Source organism: Fibrella musci, from assembly GCF_041321105.1.
GTDB lineage: Bacteria > Bacteroidota > Bacteroidia > Cytophagales > Spirosomataceae > Fibrella > Fibrella musci.
Map to the genome: position 1 here is coordinate 17,628 of NZ_JBGGWD010000009.1, position 16,057 is coordinate 33,684.

Consider the following 16,057-nt stretch of genomic DNA (forward strand, 5'->3'; position numbering starts at 1 on the left):
CTCAAACTGCAACCTTTCTTCCCTTGCAGTACTTCGACTATAAGTTTTCGTATTCGTTAGAGTTGGGCGACACCCTGCCGGGCTTTCGGCTGGGCTACACTACCCGCGGCACCCTTAATGCGGATGGCAGCAACGTCGTCTGGATTTGCCACGCCCTCACCGGCAACGCCGACCCCGGCGACTGGTGGAGCGGGCTGGTCGGGCCGGGTAAGTTCTACGACCCGGCGCAGTATTTTATCGTGTGCGCCAATGTACTCGGAGGCTGCTACGGCTCAACGGGACCGTTATCAGAAAACCCGCTGACCGGCAAACCTTATTTCCATGATTTCCCCACGCTGACGATCCGCGACATGGTGGGGGCGCTGGACCTGCTACGGCAGGAGCTGGGCATCGAGCAGATTCACACCTGCGTGGGCGGCTCGGTGGGTGGGCAACAGGCCGTTGAATGGGCCATCATGCAGCCCAAACTTATTCAGAACCTGATCCTGATTGCGACCAACGCCGTGTTTTCGCCCTGGGGCATTGCCTTTAACGAAGCGCAACGCATGGCCCTGCAAGCCGATCCTACCTGGGCCGACAACGTACCTGAGGCGGGTCAGGCAGGCCTGAAAGCGGCCCGGTCGATGGCGCTTATCTCCTACCGGACCTACGAAACCTACGCTTTTACGCAGGCGCTCGACAACAACGAGCAGACGGATAATTACAAAGCGGCGGGCTACCAGCAATACCAGGGCGAAAAACTGGTGAGCCGCTTCAACGCCTTCACGTATTGGCTGCTTACTAAAGCCATGGATTCGCACAACGTGGGGCGCAACCGGGGCAGTATCCTCAACGCACTGGGCCTTATCGAAGCCCGCACGCTGGTGGTCGGTATTCATTCCGACATTCTGTTTCCGCCGTCGGAACAGCAGTTTATGGCGCGCCACATTCCCAACGCGGTGTACGAAGAAATCAAGTCGCTCTACGGCCACGACGGCTTCCTGATCGAGTTCAAACCCCTCGCCCAGATCATCCGGAAGTGGATGAGTTAACCCAGTTTGATTGGCTAGTGCCAGGTACGTCTGTTAGCACAACAGCGCAGCCATTCGTCGCTTAAAAAGAGGTTTTTAAGATCGGTATCAATCGATAAGTGGGAAAAAAGGAACATTTACACCATGCTTATCAAGTAGGTAATGCGCCTAGTGTTACTTACGTAAGCAGGTTCACTGGATCAAAATCAATGAGGTTACGGGCAATAGTAGTAGGGGCGGCAACCCTCGGGGTAATGGCTGGAATGATAACCAAAGAGTCATCTTCCTTCCGAATGAATGGATCGCTATTTCGGCAAGGCCCTGATACATTATTGAAAGCGGCCAGTTGGCCCGATGAGTTACTGTTGAACGCCTTCGCAGGCCCATCGCTAACGCCCAGCCCGGCTTGTTTAGCCGTGGCGCCTACGGGCGAAGTGTATGTGGGCGTCGATAAAATGGGATCGCTGGGCAAAGAGCCCGGTAAAGGAAGCATTGTGCGGCTCATCGATGCAGACAACGATGGGCGGATGGACAGCCACACGGAATTCGCTCAGGTCGATAACCCACGGGGGATTTTGCCGCTGGGCGATCAGTTACTGGTGTTGCACACCACCTTTTCGCCGGAAACGAAAAAAGCGACCGGCATGGATCTGGTCGTTTTTGAGGATAAAAACCAGGATGGGGTCGCCGATGGACCGTCCAAGCCCCTGATTCAGCATATCAGCAACGTAAACTTTATCCAGAAGCGCGGTACAGACCACGCTACCAATGGCATTCGGATGGGCATTGATGGCTGGGTGTATATTGCGGTGGGCGATTTTGGGTTTCACAAGGCAGTTGATCGGACGGGTAACGAACTGACTATGCTAGGGGGCGGTATCGTCCGGGTGCAGCCCGACGGGACCGAAATGGAGGTATACACGCACGGTACCCGAAACATCTACGACATAGCCATCGATCCGTACATGAATACGTTTACCCGCGACAACACCAATGACGGAGGAGGCTGGAATATTCGATTCTCACACCACATTCAGTCGGGCGAGTACGGCTATCCCGTTCTGTTTAAGCATTTTACTAACGAAATCATTCCAGCGCTAGTCGATGTGGGTGGAGGATCTGGCACTGGCTCGCTCTACATGGATGAACCTTCGTGGCCCGAAAAATACAACCATGTACCGATGATGGCTGATTGGGGCCGCAACCAGCTTTACCTGCACCGGGTGACAAGCGACGGAGCCAGCTTTGCGCAAAAAGAGGAAGCCTTCATCAAACTCCCTCAGATCACCGACGTCGATATTGATGGCTCCGGGCGGATGTACCTAGCCGCCTGGGACGGCGCTGGCTACACCGGCAACGCTGGTAAAGGGTACGTAGCCCGGGCCGTTCCGAAGGACTGGACATACGTACCTTTTAGCAACGTCAAGAAAATGTCGGTCAAAAAACTGGCCCAGTTGCTGCGCTCAAACAGCGCCGTAGCCCGGCTGGCGGCTCAACAGGAATTGTTGAACCGAGCCGATGCCAACGTACCGAAAACAGTTTGGCCGATTGCTGCCGATAAACGGTTAGCCCTACCGGGTCGCATTGCGGCCATGTATACGTATGCGCAGTCAGCTGGTAATGCCGGAATCCCTAATCTGGTCAAACTAACGGCTGACGAAACGATGCAGGAATATGCGCTCCGCGCTCTGGCCGACCGCAAGGCACTTGCAGCGTCCGTACCGCTAGAGCCATTCCTGGCCGGCCTGACCAGTTCCTCATATTAATCACAAAACGAAAAAGAAAGAATTACACTTCCAAAAAGAAAGAATCATTAAAACCCGATTTTGCACTTTCCCGCGAATCCGGACAAGCTGATCAACTTTCTTGGACAAGAGTTATCCACACCAAAAAAAGGCCCAAAAATGACTTTTTCGACGGAGACCCGTTTAAGTTGATCGCTGTTTAGCGATCTTTTTTTTGCCCTGCTTTTCTAAGAGAATAATGGTCAAATCGCTCAGATCGAAGATTTGCCACCTTCCTCGCCAGTCCAATTTTGCCCCTTCAGCGCATCCCGCCAACCTGCACAAATGAAGGTCTCGAACTGGAGCGCCGATTTGCCTTTCGCCTTAAGAGTCGTTTAAATTGACGTCAGAACGACGATCTTTTTTTACCCAAGCTAAAGCATGGACAACACGACAATCAAGATAGTGCTTAGTGAACATACTGGAGAGCCTTACCTGGTCTGCTCAGGTGACAACAAAAACCTCGGCGGGACTGTATTGAAACGATTGTACAGATTGATGCAAGATGATGGGCGAAAGCTGGAAGTATCTGGTGGTGGTGGCACTTTGGGTGGCACGGATTTTAGTTTTCAGCTTCGTCTAACAGAAAAACAGTAGCAATGAGCATTGCAGAGTCAATATGGTTTGCCATTAGAGAGAGGAGGAATCGGGGCCTTCCGACTGAGACGATAGTTATGCACCCCGAAGCCTGGGAGGAATTAGTACACGACTCAAAAGCCCGGTTTAATCTGTCGCTTATCAATCCACCGGGCAAGTTTATGGGACATCCCATATTACGTTCTTTAGATGTTGAACGCGAAGAAGTGATTGTACGATGAGACCTATAAACATCAACGAAGAGGTCGTCCATCACTTATCCAGTGACGACCCTTACTTCGGCACTTACGAAAACATCCGCATGGAGCCACGTCGACCACCCGTCGATCCTGATGCCACAATAGAGGCACAGATAAGTTTAGCGCAGTATGTTCGGATGGGTGGCCAGATCAAGGAAGATCAACTCGTTTGGTCGCCGGTTGGCGGTGTTGGGATTTACAAGCTAAAGCAGGTTATCAACGACACGGCCATCGTTGAAGACGTCACCGGCAAGACGGCGTTCATGGCGGTAGAATGGTTTATGATCGTCGTTCGACTACCTATCACAACGATAGCCTCAGCCGAACCCGCGTTCCACAAACCCACCAGGGCCTTTAACCACAACGCCGGGAAACGATGAACACGGAGCGCCGCATGTTTACACGGGAAGACTTGGCCGCAATCAGTAGGATGATAATGGGTCAGGACTATGATGCAAAGCAAAGAAGCCTATTAGTAGCGAGGCAAGAGTTAGGTGCTATGCTAGGCAAACTCTTTACTGAGGTTGAGGTAAACGGCATCCTTAGCATTTTCGAGCAAGAACACGAACGATACGGATCGCCCGAAGGACTAGCCGAAGCAATTAAGAATGCGGCTCTCAGCGGTTCCAATGCGTTAAAAATTATGTTGGCAGTTCGGTACGCAGGAACCGAGCATGAGCACCTACTAAGATGAGCTTCTACTACACACCCGAACTCGGCACCTTTCACCTCTTCGAGGCCAAACCGCCGCGCGTGGTGCCTGGCCACGAACGCCACAAATGGGACGGCAAACCGGCATGGGGCGAACAAACGACCTGCACCAAGTGCGGATGCGTGAAGCGGCGCAGGAAGACGAAACCCGACTATACTGAGACCTACCAGATGCCTGGTGGCGTCGAGGTTTACGAACGCCCGGCGTGTCAGGGCCACACGATCAATGTGTGAGAATTGATGAGGTGTCGCGGCGTGTCCGACGTACCTTAGACATACTAAAACGCACAGACAATGACCGCTCAGCAGATCACCGCCACCCGTAGCCTCCGCGCCGAATTTTCATCACCCGCCGCCGCTCAGACTTACATCTACGGATGCCATCAACCTTCAAAATGGGCCACGGTACTTGGCGATAACGGCAAATTTTGGGTGTTGTCAAACCGCGACGCCAGCATTCTGCACAAGGCCGGTTACGAATACGCTGCATAAGGTCAACTACCCATACAAAACGCCCGGACCATTACTGGTCCGGGCGTTTCTCTTTACTAGCGGTGAAAACATAGCTACACCTGCTTCAGGTCGTAATTCCAAGTCAAGCACTCGACCTTTTTCTTGGCTGGTCCTGTGCGCTTACCCGTCACGGCCAACGTCTGCTCAATGTCACGAGTCTGCCAGCCGTAGCGTTCGCGGTACTCCTTTAGGATCGACTCCGGGTAGCTGCTCAGCAAGAACTTGCCCTGCATCGTCGCACACCTGTCGAGCAGGTTGCGGAAGTCTTGCTCAGTATACCCGCCATAGTGGCCCTGGTCGCTGCTGACGTAGGGAGGGTCGAGGTAGATAAACGTGTTGGGTGAGTCAAAGACCTCGATCACCTTCAGCGCGTCGCGGCACTCGATGGTCGTGTGCTTCATGCGTTGCTGGTAGGCATCAATAAACCGCTTCTTCTTGTTGTAAACCGCTAGGGTTGAGGACGCATCCCGACTATAACCCCAAGAGTGGTTCATAATACCTGCAAAGCCCTGGTTTGCCTGTACCCACACCGCCCAAGCCATATCGAGGGTCGTGGCCTCTTCATCATTATAGACCTCTTTCGACTCGTTGTACTGATGGCGGCTGTGAAAGGTCTGATCGATCAAGTTGGCCAGCGACTTGAAATCATACTTAATCGCTCTATAGAAATCCAGTACCTGGCGGTTGGTATCATTGAGCACCTCGAAGTCGCTCGGCTCCTTCGACCAGTAGAGAGAGCCGCCGCCGACAAACGCCTCGACGTAGGTGCGATGCTTCGGGATCAGTGGGAGCAGATGCTTCAGCATCCGCGTTTTGCCGCCGTAGTAGCGGACGGGTGGGGGTGTGGCAGTCTGTGTCATGTTACGTGTGGATGTTTTAGATGAAACTGAATGCATATTACAAAGCAAATAGCCAGCCGACCAAAGGTTCGACTGGCTATTTTTAACGACCCCTTAAACGCCGTTTAAATGACGGCTAACTCGGCCCGCGACGTGGCCTGGTGAACCTGACCAACCCGCGCCATTAAGCTGTTATGGAAGGTTGCCCGCTCCTGATCATACAGGGCTATCAGTTGCGTGATCTGCTCCTGATTGTAGGGATCGACCGAGGTCATGCCCTGACGCGTTGACGGCAAGTTGATCGTCTGGCCATCGGGCACCACCCACGAACGAAGTCCGGCCAGCGTCGCGCTGTCAAACGTGCGGGCTTCCCCAAACAGCGGCGTCGTTACGCTGAAGCCTTTACCCTCCTCATTCGCCAACTGACTTAGTCGGCCGCGTTTGGCTTCAGCCAGGTAAGCCGCTTCCGGAATCGTCACGCGCTGGAACGACCAGGCGTCCGCACCGTAGGGCTTCAGCTCGACATACTGATGGTCGACGTCGATGATCTGCTCCGGGTGTTTGATGGGCAGGTCCGGGCCAATGATGATCAAGTCATTGCGAAGGGCGTGAATCATCATAAAATCGTCCGGGCTGACGACAATTTTATAGGTAAGAAACATGCTGGCGTGGTCGAGGTAACCACCTTCCAGGTATTCGGCCTCGGAGGGCAATGCCGAGAAGAAGCCGTCTTTATTGACAATCAAAATTCTGGTTTCCATGACCTAAGTTAAGTTAACAGATGGGTTAACCCCGATCTTGACTTTCGTAATGACGTCGACCACCATTGCAGGGGTGACGACTGAGTTCGTCTCAGTGGTGGCACCGGTGAGCTTGCGCGACACCTGCATGTCGATGATCACCATCGTGCCGGTGGTACGTGCCGCCACTTCGCTAAGCAGCCATTTGGTGACGGTGAAGTCGCTCGGCCGGTACGAGCCGATGGCACCGAACGCCGTCGAGGTCGGGTCGACGGAGACGATCTGCTCATTCCAGCGCAGGGCCACCGCTGCCGGACGGTTGTTGATCTTCGACCAATCCAAGCCCGCCGACGTGATAAAATCGATCAGGCGTTGACCGCGTGGCCACTGAGCGAAAGCCTTCAGCATATCACCAAGGGTCGACACAAACAGCGCGTTCGATTCGGTTCGCAAACCCTGATCGTAGGCAGTGATCTTGCGGTTGATGGTGGCCGCGTTCACTTCGGCCAATTCGTCTTTGTGGACGTAGGAGTCCAGCCAGTTTTTGAAGTCCTGAGCGCCGGGAATCTTGCCGAGCACCCCGAAGATGGTGTAGAGCGTGGCTCTGCTTACAACAGCCATATTAGTTAAGGAGATAGAGCCGGGATGTACCCGACGCGTGACGAATTGATGTAATACCTAGCGACGTATCGATGTCCCAATCCCTGATCTCGCCGTAGGTGCCCGAAAAGTCGAGGACCAGGAGCCAGCCTTTTGAGCCATTGCCACCCTCCAGAAACCAGGGCTGATCTTGTTGGTAGCGATCGATCACATACGACGGATCGTTGCTGAAGAAATTGTTAGAGCTGGAGCGTTTCCCCCGGCACCAGCGAATATTCCCTAAACCCGCGTGTCGGTAGGCAATCGACAGCCACTTTCCGGCAACCAGCGGGGCATCCTGATAGCCTAATGGATGAGGAGCATATCCGGCGTTGTGGGAAGGTTGCCAGTAGGCTGTCCCTTCAGAAAACGCCGGATTTGAGCCGCCATAATAACGCCCTGCATTGCCGATGTCCCTATTGTTAGGGTAGATGTAGTTCTTATTAGTGCCTACCATCAAGGTCGACTCCCAGGCAAACAAACCCGTCAGTAACAGTAGGTCGATCAAGGCCAGCCCCACGTTCACCGGCATGGGGTAACGTGGCGGGCGCGTATGTAGCGAGAAGCCACCATCGGGATAGCCGGTTACTATATACGTAACATGCCAGACGTCCTGGTCCATTGTCTGGTATTCGCCATACCAGCCAAAGCCGAGCACGTCGTTGGCGACGGCTTTCGCGCCTAACTCGATACAAGCCTGACGATAGAGAGCTATGTCGGTCAAATGACCCGCGAAAAACTTCTGAGGATTGATATTCCCGGAGTAGTAGCTGGTAATGATAGCCCTCCGGAATTTCCAGGCTTCCCAGAAGTAGTCGTCGGCCGTCGACATCCGACAAAGCCGAAGCGCCTCAGCGGTGTTTGTGAAGCCCGGCCGAAGCACCTCGATGGCGTTTTTGTCGAAGTCAGTCGTAAACGAACGCGTCAGCACCACGCCCCGGTACTGGCTCCAATAATTATAGCCATACGAATCCAGAATCTTGGCTGTCTCCTCTTCGAGTACTCGTTTCTGCCAGGAGCCATCAGCCAGACCAAAGGGGATGTTTTCGCCATACGCTTCACCCGCCTGGCTCGTCCATTCCTTCTTCAGTTGAACGGGATTAGACAGGTGACGACGGGCACAGTCCCGAACCTCCTGCTCGGTCCAATCTTTCAGCCATTTCCCCCCCAATACGTTGATGCCATATTCCCGGATAAAATCCGAGTTACCACACACGCCGCGAAGCTCCGAGCCGATATTAAAGTTCGTCCCCACGACCCCATCATTGACATTGATCGCGGTGGCACCGGCCGCTAAATACTCTTGCGGGTTCAGGTTCAGCGGTGGCGTATAAATCAATTTCTTACCAGGTGGCAAGGTCGTCCGGAGCGTATGGCCTTGCGAGAGCTGGCCATACGACAATTCCGGGTAATGCAACACTTTAGCGACTACAGTCATTAGTATACGGTGAAAGAACTCTCGATGTGGATAGATGAATTGCCGCGCTCTGTATAATCAGGATCAGACGGCCGGACAAACAGCATCAGGATCAGGGTCGGCTCACCGGGTAGCCCTTGCCAACCTGACAGTGAGTCCAGCACCCCACCGTTGACGACGTACTTGAGCAGCCGGTCGCCGGGCACGCTAAAGCTGGCCGAGTTCGTCACCCGCACGATGCCATCGTTGCCAAGCACCGGCACCACGTTCAGGTAGTTGGGGTCGGTTTGCCAGCCCATTTCGACGCGGCCGGTGAAGGTGCGGCTCGTCAACTCCTCCTCGCCTGGAGGTGGTTGCGTTGGGGCATTGGTCAACTCACCGCTGGTATTGTCATTGGTTAGCGTCTGGCTATAGGTGATCGTATCGCGGGGTTCAGCCTGTCGCGTGAATACGATCTGGTACGTACCGGCCTCCACCGGCGTGGTGCCACCTGGAGGGTTGTACTGGTACATCCGCGTCCAGAACTGATTCAGGAACACCTCGTTCACGACCTGAGTCATCAGTCGCTCGCCGCCCAGGTTAGCCAGCACGTTGCCACTCGGCCCGATTAGCGTCACCGACCAGCCCGCGTCGTCGGGTGGGTTGAGATAAAACATGATCCCGCGTGACGGCCCGTAGCGGTTGAACGCCCCTTTCACGGCACTGTTTGCCGGAAAAAACAGCGGCCGAGCTGTTGCCAAACAGCCCTTTGCGTCGCTCACTTCGATGGTCAGTCCGCCGCTGATGGATGAAGGCACGGCCACCGTGGCGGGCATCGTGGTCACTTCCGTTGCTTGCAGGACGTTGTTTGAACTATCGCGAATCCGCACCGTATACGGGGCAATGCCCGACCGGGTCGACGTCACCCGGACGGTCACATTGTGGCCACTGGCTGAGCGCACGACCTGAAGCGGATTGTTCAAAGCCCAAGCCAAATCGCAGACCTCTGGCGCATACACCGGCACGGTGAACTCTTTCCAGGAGGTCATACACCCATCTTTGTCGCGGCCCCGCACACGGTAGTTGCCAGGTGCCAGGGTGATCGTTTCCCGGATTGGGTTGGTGGTGAAGCCTTGACGGGTGACCACCGACGCGCCATCGGATTTCTGCACGATGTAGGCAAACGGTGCCAGGTTCGGGTAGGCGCTGTAATAGCGGAGGTACATTTCGACCTGGCGGGTGGCGTCGGTGTTCGCCGCTCCGATCGCGTTCGCATAAAACGAAATACCGCCGTTGGTCGAGTCGTCAAATGCCAGGTCACACACCCGGCCCGAACCGACCGTAATGGTGGCCACGATCTCACCCGACGTCGGCGTCACGACAAGGCCGCGCACCGTTACTTTATACAGGCCATCAGACAACGCCGAGTCGTTCGGCCAGACGATCTCATCGAGGGCCGTGTACAGCGTATAGGGCAGCGTCGCCAGCGCCACCCCTTCCCGGCTGAAGCCGATCTCGAACTCACCACCCGGCTCCAGGCCGACAATGATCTGACCGTTTTCGATGCGTGGATAACCTGGCCGGAAGGCGAAGTCGGTGCCACCGGTGCCCGGATCGCCGCCGCCCCCCCACTCGATCTCGGTGACAACCTTGTACCGTTTGGACGGCAGCTTCAGCGCGTCGACCGTGTCACGAAGCTGGCTGATCACGTTGGCCGACAGCGTCGCGGGTACAACGATCTGAAACTCGTGGTCGATGAAGTTGCCGTCGACAATGTAGATCACGCCACTGTCCAGGCCAGCGGCTAGGTTCAGGGCATACTCCAGCGTGGCCACCTGACCACCGGCACCGGCCTTGAACAGGAGCGTCTCAGAAAGCACCTGAGCGCGGGTGAACAGCGTGGTGATCGGAGAAAGCAAGACCTGAATCATCGCGATGGTGCGCGATTTCCGCCACGTCGGCGGTAGGTATTGCCGGATAAAACTGATTAGATCGAACATGGGCTAGGCGTAACGGATGGTAGATTCAGCGGCAACCAGGCGCATGTGACCAGACCGCGACGTGTAAGAGCCGACGAAGGGCACCCACGTCAGGCCATTGATCGGGTCGTTGGCCTGACCAGCGCGGCTCCGGGCCTGAACGATCACGAAGTCGACCACGCCTGGCACCGTCTGCATGTAGTCGGTGAGCAGCGTCCAGGAGAGCACCGAATCGAAGGGCAACGCCGCCAGGTACGTGGCGATGCCCTCCAGCACCGGGAACCGGGCCGAGTCTTTGAGCAGCGCCCCGTTGGGAGCCAGCACCTGACGGTCGATCTTTACGTTGATGTCCAAGCCCAACTCTTCGGCGAAGAGCGACAGGATCGAGAGCTGAACCCCGGCGTATTTGACCAGACCCATGTACTCGGCAAAAGCAGTCTGTTCATCGGCCGTCAACGGGATCAGCCCACCGCCGCCCGCCTTCACGGCCTTGATGGTGAGCCTGCCACCTTCCTCGACGGCAGCGGACTGTTTAACGATCTGTTTGGTGGCATCAACGGTGGCGTAACCCACGCGACCGCCAATGACCTGGGTACGTTCCCCATACTGGAACGCTTTGGCCTGAGCGACGTACCAGGTTAACGAGCCCACCTGTTTGGCATCCAGCTCAGCCGTCAGGTCAGCGCCCAACTGATCGATCAGGGCTTCGAGCGCCATCGTCAGCAGGGCAAACATTTTCTTCAGGTACGGAAAGAACCCGGTGGATGAGTTGGTGTCGAGCGTGGCCAGTTCGGGTATAGTGGCCTGGACAGCATCCTGCTCGGCGATAATCTGTGCTTCGGTACGCATGGGTGTGGCTAATTAAGAAATTGGAAATTCCCCGATCCGCCAGTAACCGATACCGACTGGCTTGTCGATGTCCTCGATGGTGGCGAAGGGGGCAAAGTCGGCCAGGTACGTCCGGGCGCGGGTATTGAGCACATCGGCCCGAAGCGTGAGTACCTGACCGGCAAACAGCCGATCCGACAGATGCTTGAGGTCGCGGTTGTCGGCCAGCAGCCAGAACACGCCCGCCACGTCGCCGTATACTTCGACGGCGATGTTGGCCAGGCTCTGGCCTTCCTGCACGGTGTAGCTGCTAGTCATAGAGGGTAATCGTTTGGCCGACGACGTCGACCTTGCGCGGTGGGGTGATCCCGTCGCGGTTGCACTCGGATCGGAGCGCGCCGCCGACGCCGGGCAGCGTCTCGTTATCGTTGAGGTAGCTCATGATCCCCACGCCGAGCGTAGGAAAGAATACGTTATCGCCCTTATTAAAGCGAAGCAGATCGACCCGGTGGCGCTGGACACTGTCGTGCGCCTGGATCGCGCCGCCGACGATGGTCACCTCGCCATCGATGAGTTGGAGGTCTTTCATTTTAAAAGCTGCTTAAACTTGGCTTTGAGGGTCGTGATCTTGGCCAGCGTGGCCGGAAACACCGATGGCGATGGCGCGCCTGGCGAGGCGCAAACGACCTGAAACGATTCCAGAATGCCGAGCAGATCGGCGCATAGACTGGCCAGGTTAGTGGTGTTGTTCTCGATGGTGACCACGCCACCCGACAACCGGATCACGGCCTGATCATGCTGCACCGTCGTTTCGTCGGCCTCCAGGTGGATCGAGGCTTTGCCAATCGTGGCGTCGAGGCTTTCGAGTTCAGTGGCCAGGCACACGAACAGCGAACCCGATGAGTTTTCCAGCATGGCCACGTACACCAGGCTCCCGACCTTCGGCGTCAGTAGTAGCCCCTCCTCGCCTTCCTCGTCGGCGCACAGGTTCACGCCGTCGACCGACGTCAAGTCCGTGCCCACAATGTCGACCGTACAGGTACGTCCCTCGACAGAAACCACCGTCGCGGGACGTACCTGAATAGGAGCCGGAGGCACCAGCCCTTTGAATGCGCCGACTAGGTTGGCTTCACGTTCCATAGATTATTTGGATATCCTCGGCCGGCCGACGGATCTGTTCAGAATTTTGTTTGGTTAGGAGACCTTGATGCCCAGGCCAACGGTACACCGCCCACCCGACGAACTGAACTCGGTTTTCACGGACGTCACATAGTAGGCACCGGCACGATCCGGATAACTAGGATCAGCCAGGCGCGCGGTGTAGCCGACCTCCACGAACGGCACGAGCCAGGTCTTCAGCGACCCGCGAAACCCGTCGAACGATCGTTTCTTCAGCTCCTCCTTGACGATCTTGTTCAGCGTGGCCGTGTCGCTCACATTGGGTTTGTGGAGCGTTACCTTCTCGCCGCCATCCTGGCCACCTTCGGCCTTGCCTTTCTTCTTCTTACCGCCGCCGATCACCTCGACTTTGACCTTGATGTCGTCGGCCCGGACGAACTCCAGATCGTCGCTGGTCTCCACGTTCCGGGTAAAGTCGTAGCGGACGTCGCCGGTTTTCTCGGTATAGCGCAGGTGGCACCGCACCTCGTTGCCTTTGCAATAGAGCGCCAGGCCGAGGTCTTTGAGCTTCTCCAGCACCTGGATGCCGGTGGCCGAGACGATGGTAAAGGAGTCGAGCTGCATTTGCCCGGCGTCGCCAACAACCGTCAGGCTTTGTTCACCCTGTTTGTTGACCTGGTCGACCACGTAATCGAGCACCTGACGGACGCTGCACTTTTTGAAGGTCTTGTCGGGTATGCCCTTCCGGAGCAGGTAGGCTCCATCCTGGCACTTAATCACAAAAGGCGCGTTCGGCTTCAGCGCCGTCACGAACCCGGTAAACCGGACGGGGTTTTGCCCGTCGTAACCAAGCCGGATCGTGACCGCGTCGCCGCGCTTAATCTGTGACTCGATGGCCAGCGCCTGGTTGAGGTATTTGGCCGGAATGGTGATCGTGGCTTCGTCGGCCAGCAACTCAGTTGACGACTCGACAACGACCGACTCGACGGCCGACAGCTTGTGAGACCCAATCGTGATCTCGTGCGTCATTTTAAACATAGCAGCGGTGGCAAGGTGAGAGACGGCCAGAGTGGCACCGATGGTGCCGATGACTAGGAAGCGTTTCATTGGATTGTGGATTGGTTAGATTAAAAGCTCAAAGTCCGTATCAGCGTAGCCGCTGAAGGTGTAGGTCTGATTTTCAAGGCCCGACGTGGCGGGAAAATCCCAGCTCTCGACGGTCATTTGGGTAATGCCGAGCGTGTCGAGCAACACGCAGCGGATTTGCAGGTTGACGCCCGACGTGAGCATTTTCTTCAGGTCCGCGACGTCGGTTTCGGGATACTCGCCTTCGCCAATCAGGACACCCGACACGCTGATTTGCGGATCGTTCTGGCTCCATTCCTCCTTGACGCTGCCCACCCGGCCAGCGGCTGAGTTGACCTGGCGTCGCACGATGGTGGCCCCACCGCTGACGCTGACGGTGGGTTCAAGGGGCAATGTCCAGGCATCGGAGCCGTCGCGTTTGATCGAGATCGACACCGGGCACTGCATGACCATGCCGGTCGACGGAACAATTACCTCGCTCTTCATTGCGCCGCTGCCTGGCTACCGGCCAGAACGCGGGTTAATTCATCGATGACCATGTTCTTCAGCTCCTCGACGCCCACTTTGGCGTCGGCCACGTTCATGGTCAAGCCCTTCACCAGTGCCTCCAGGTGGATGTTAACGGTCGTTGATTTGGTGCCGCCCGTCGTGGCTGAGAGGCCCGCTTTGTCGCCTACTGTACCGCCACCACCCGCCGCACCCGCCGCCCCTTTACCCGCCGCCGCACCGACACCGGTCGGGTTGACCTCGGCCAAGCGTTTGTTGCGCCCAGCGCGCCGGTCGGCCAGTTTCCCGAACCGCTCCTCGTGATCGGCCCGGTAAGCAGCGCCACCCTTCGCTGTCCCTTCTTTCCAGGCGTCGGCGACCAGGCTGATGATTTTGGGGATATCCATCGTCATGCCCGCCAGCATCAATTGACCCAGGCGGCTGAAGATCGATTTGGCCACTTCCCACAACGTCAGGATCGCGCGCCGGAACCCTTCGACATGGTCCCAGGCGTATTTCAGCCCGGCGATTAGCGCCGCCAGGGCGACGACGGTCAGACCAATCGGGTTCGCAGCCATCGCCACGTTTAAGGCCGACCAGGCCCGGACGCACAGCCAGACAACGCCGATCAGCTTCACGATCCACGAGTCGGCCAGCCAGAGAACCAACTGGCCCACGTACTTCAGCGCGGTCGAGATCGTCCAGACTACGGCCGAGAGGATGTCGAAAACCGTCGAGAGACCCGACGCGCCACCCGTCAGGTTGCCGAAGGCAGCAAAGAGGTTCACGATCACATCCCACAATTGGCCGAACAGATCACGCAGGGGAGCGGTGGCATCCCAGACCTGCATCATGCCGTCGCGGATGACCGCAAAGACGGGCTGGAGCTTCTCCAGCATCGGATCGATCTTGCTCAGTAGGTCCGTACCGAAGTCGAAGAGCTTGCCGAGCATCGGGTTCAAGCCTTCCGCCCAGGTGGCGAACTTGTTCTCCAGCGTACCCAGGAAGGTCGACCATTTGCCGCCCGCCGTTTGGCTGAGCTTGTCGAGACCACCGGAATACAGCTCACCTTTTTCGGATAGATTCTCGATAGCGGTGGCCACATCGGCGGCTCTGATTTGGCGTTTCTCGGCCATCTTAAACAGCCCTTCGCCGTCAACCTTCAGGGTCTTTTTCAACTGGTCCATCAAGGCAGTACCACCAAATTCCTGGTGAAGCTCGCCGCCGTCAATGAACCCCTTCTGCAAGATTTTGCCATAAGCCGCCGATAACTCACCAAAATCCTTCTGGCTTACAGCGGCCATGTTGCCGATCTGAGTCATCACCGAATTAAGCTGAGCCGGGTTGACCTTCGCCGAAAGGAGCGTCCGGGCTGAGCCGTACACATCCTCATTGCTGTAGGGTGTCACGTCGGCGAACTTGTTGAGCTGCCCCATGAGCGGGTCGACGCCCTGTTTGCCGACGAACTGCTCGAACGCAACCTTCGTCTGCTCCCGATCCATGCCCGACTGAGCAAACGAGATCGCACCTGCACCGAGCGCCGCCGCACCCAAAAACGGCGCGGCCTTGCCCATCATGTTCCCGAACCAGCCTTTCTCGCCGTCCGTCCTTCCAACGGACCGCATTCGCTCCAGCTTCTTTTCGGTCTGCTCGATCTGCCGGTTTAGAGTGCGAAGCCCCGACCAGGAGGTGGTCACATCGCGGCGTTTGGTCAGTTCATCGAGACGTTTGTTCAGGCCGTCGATGGTGCGGTTGGCCGAGCCGAGGCCCATCAGCTTATCGCGCAACTGGCCGATGGTCGTCGCCGAGCGGCTGATCATGCCCTGAAAGCGCGACATCCCGTTCCGCATTCGGCCCAGGACACCATCAAACCGGCCCTGAACTTGCATCAGGGCCGGGCTGATCAGATCGCGCAGCTTGAAGAGGAACTCGTAGTTCATTACTTTTTTGGGTCAGCCGTAATCAGCTTGAATGACTTGATGATGTAATCGGCTTCGCGCCAGAGCCGGACGAACTCGACCTCATCGAGCGTATCCGGATCGATCTTAAACAGGTAGCGGATTTGGGCACCCATTGCGGTAAGCCCACCGC

The 16,057-nt window shown here is 56.6% G+C and carries 18 protein-coding genes and 1 pseudogene; 6 read left to right on the forward strand and 13 right to left on the reverse strand.

Annotated elements, in window-relative coordinates; translation table 11 throughout:
* The first annotated feature begins 23 nt into the window (after positions 1-23).
* From ACAW74_RS25605 to ACAW74_RS25630, 6 genes and pseudogenes are all read left to right on the forward strand, one after another.
* A complete protein-coding gene (locus ACAW74_RS25605) occupies positions 24-1,031 on the forward strand; it encodes a homoserine O-acetyltransferase family protein (RefSeq protein ID WP_370701116.1) in 1,008 nt (335 codons plus the stop codon).
* A gap of 242 nt (positions 1,032-1,273) precedes the next feature.
* Positions 1,274-2,770: pseudogene (locus tag ACAW74_RS25610) on the forward strand (DUF7133 domain-containing protein); the annotation flags it as partial.
* Between the two features lie 405 nt (positions 2,771-3,175).
* Positions 3,176-3,391, forward strand: a complete 216-nt coding sequence (locus ACAW74_RS25615) for a hypothetical protein (RefSeq protein ID WP_370701117.1) — start codon at positions 3,176-3,178, stop codon at positions 3,389-3,391.
* Positions 3,392-3,608: 217 nt separating this feature from the next.
* Entirely contained in the window at positions 3,609-4,010 is a 402-nt protein-coding gene (locus ACAW74_RS25620) for a hypothetical protein (RefSeq protein ID WP_370701118.1), read from the forward strand.
* Between the two features lie 310 nt (positions 4,011-4,320).
* Positions 4,321-4,575 carry a hypothetical protein gene (locus ACAW74_RS25625; RefSeq protein WP_370701119.1) on the forward strand — a complete coding sequence of 85 codons (255 nt, stop codon included), beginning with the start codon at positions 4,321-4,323 and terminating at the stop codon, positions 4,573-4,575.
* A 60-nt stretch (positions 4,576-4,635) separates the two neighbouring features.
* Positions 4,636-4,833 carry a hypothetical protein gene (locus ACAW74_RS25630; RefSeq protein ID WP_370701120.1) on the forward strand — a complete coding sequence of 66 codons (198 nt, stop codon included), beginning with the start codon at positions 4,636-4,638 and terminating at the stop codon, positions 4,831-4,833.
* A 74-nt stretch (positions 4,834-4,907) separates the two neighbouring features.
* Here ACAW74_RS25630 and ACAW74_RS25635 read toward each other — a convergent pair whose 3' ends face one another.
* The 13 genes from ACAW74_RS25635 to ACAW74_RS25695 form a co-directional block, all read right to left on the reverse strand.
* Entirely contained in the window at positions 4,908-5,714 is an 807-nt protein-coding gene (locus ACAW74_RS25635; protein WP_370701121.1) for a DNA adenine methylase, read from the reverse strand.
* 104 nt (positions 5,715-5,818) lie between these two features.
* The gene (locus ACAW74_RS25640) at positions 5,819-6,454 is read right to left on the reverse strand and encodes a hypothetical protein (RefSeq protein WP_370701122.1); all 636 of its coding nucleotides are present in this window, start codon (positions 6,452-6,454) and stop codon (positions 5,819-5,821) included.
* Positions 6,455-6,457: 3 nt separating this feature from the next.
* Positions 6,458-7,054, reverse strand: a complete 597-nt coding sequence (locus ACAW74_RS25645; RefSeq protein WP_370701123.1) for a hypothetical protein — start codon at positions 7,052-7,054, stop codon at positions 6,458-6,460.
* 1 nt (position 7,055) lies between these two features.
* Positions 7,056-8,510 (reverse strand): hypothetical protein, encoded by a 1,455-nt coding sequence (locus tag ACAW74_RS25650; protein ID WP_370701124.1) that lies wholly within the window; start codon positions 8,508-8,510, stop codon positions 7,056-7,058.
* Complete coding sequence (locus tag ACAW74_RS25655) at positions 8,510-10,468, reverse strand: hypothetical protein (protein WP_370701125.1); 1,959 nt, start codon at positions 10,466-10,468, stop codon at positions 8,510-8,512. The genes ACAW74_RS25650 and ACAW74_RS25655 overlap by 1 nt, the downstream gene beginning before the upstream one ends.
* Before the next feature lie 3 nt (positions 10,469-10,471).
* Positions 10,472-11,296, reverse strand: a complete 825-nt coding sequence (locus ACAW74_RS25660) for a hypothetical protein (RefSeq protein ID WP_370701126.1) — start codon at positions 11,294-11,296, stop codon at positions 10,472-10,474.
* A gap of 12 nt (positions 11,297-11,308) precedes the next feature.
* Positions 11,309-11,593: a LysM peptidoglycan-binding domain-containing protein gene (locus ACAW74_RS25665; protein ID WP_370701127.1), complete on the reverse strand. Its 285-nt coding sequence runs from the start codon at positions 11,591-11,593 to the stop codon at positions 11,309-11,311.
* On the reverse strand, positions 11,586-11,864 hold the full coding sequence (locus ACAW74_RS25670) for a hypothetical protein (protein WP_370701128.1): 279 nt from the start codon (positions 11,862-11,864) through the stop codon (positions 11,586-11,588). Before ACAW74_RS25670 ends, ACAW74_RS25665 begins: the two co-directional genes overlap by 8 nt.
* Positions 11,861-12,415 carry a hypothetical protein gene (locus ACAW74_RS25675; RefSeq protein WP_370701129.1) on the reverse strand — a complete coding sequence of 185 codons (555 nt, stop codon included), beginning with the start codon at positions 12,413-12,415 and terminating at the stop codon, positions 11,861-11,863. Before ACAW74_RS25675 ends, ACAW74_RS25670 begins: the two co-directional genes overlap by 4 nt.
* Before the next feature lie 54 nt (positions 12,416-12,469).
* Positions 12,470-13,501: a hypothetical protein gene (locus ACAW74_RS25680; protein ID WP_370701130.1), complete on the reverse strand. Its 1,032-nt coding sequence runs from the start codon at positions 13,499-13,501 to the stop codon at positions 12,470-12,472.
* 15 nt (positions 13,502-13,516) lie between these two features.
* On the reverse strand, positions 13,517-13,966 hold the full coding sequence (locus tag ACAW74_RS25685; RefSeq protein WP_370701131.1) for a DUF6046 domain-containing protein: 450 nt from the start codon (positions 13,964-13,966) through the stop codon (positions 13,517-13,519).
* Positions 13,963-15,906, reverse strand: coding sequence for a tape measure protein (locus ACAW74_RS25690; RefSeq protein ID WP_370701132.1), 1,944 nt, complete (start codon positions 15,904-15,906; stop codon positions 13,963-13,965). The genes ACAW74_RS25685 and ACAW74_RS25690 overlap by 4 nt, the downstream gene beginning before the upstream one ends.
* Entirely contained in the window at positions 15,906-16,040 is a 135-nt protein-coding gene (locus tag ACAW74_RS25695) for a hypothetical protein (protein ID WP_370701133.1), read from the reverse strand. Before ACAW74_RS25695 ends, ACAW74_RS25690 begins: the two co-directional genes overlap by 1 nt.
* Positions 16,041-16,057: the final 17 nt, after the last annotated feature.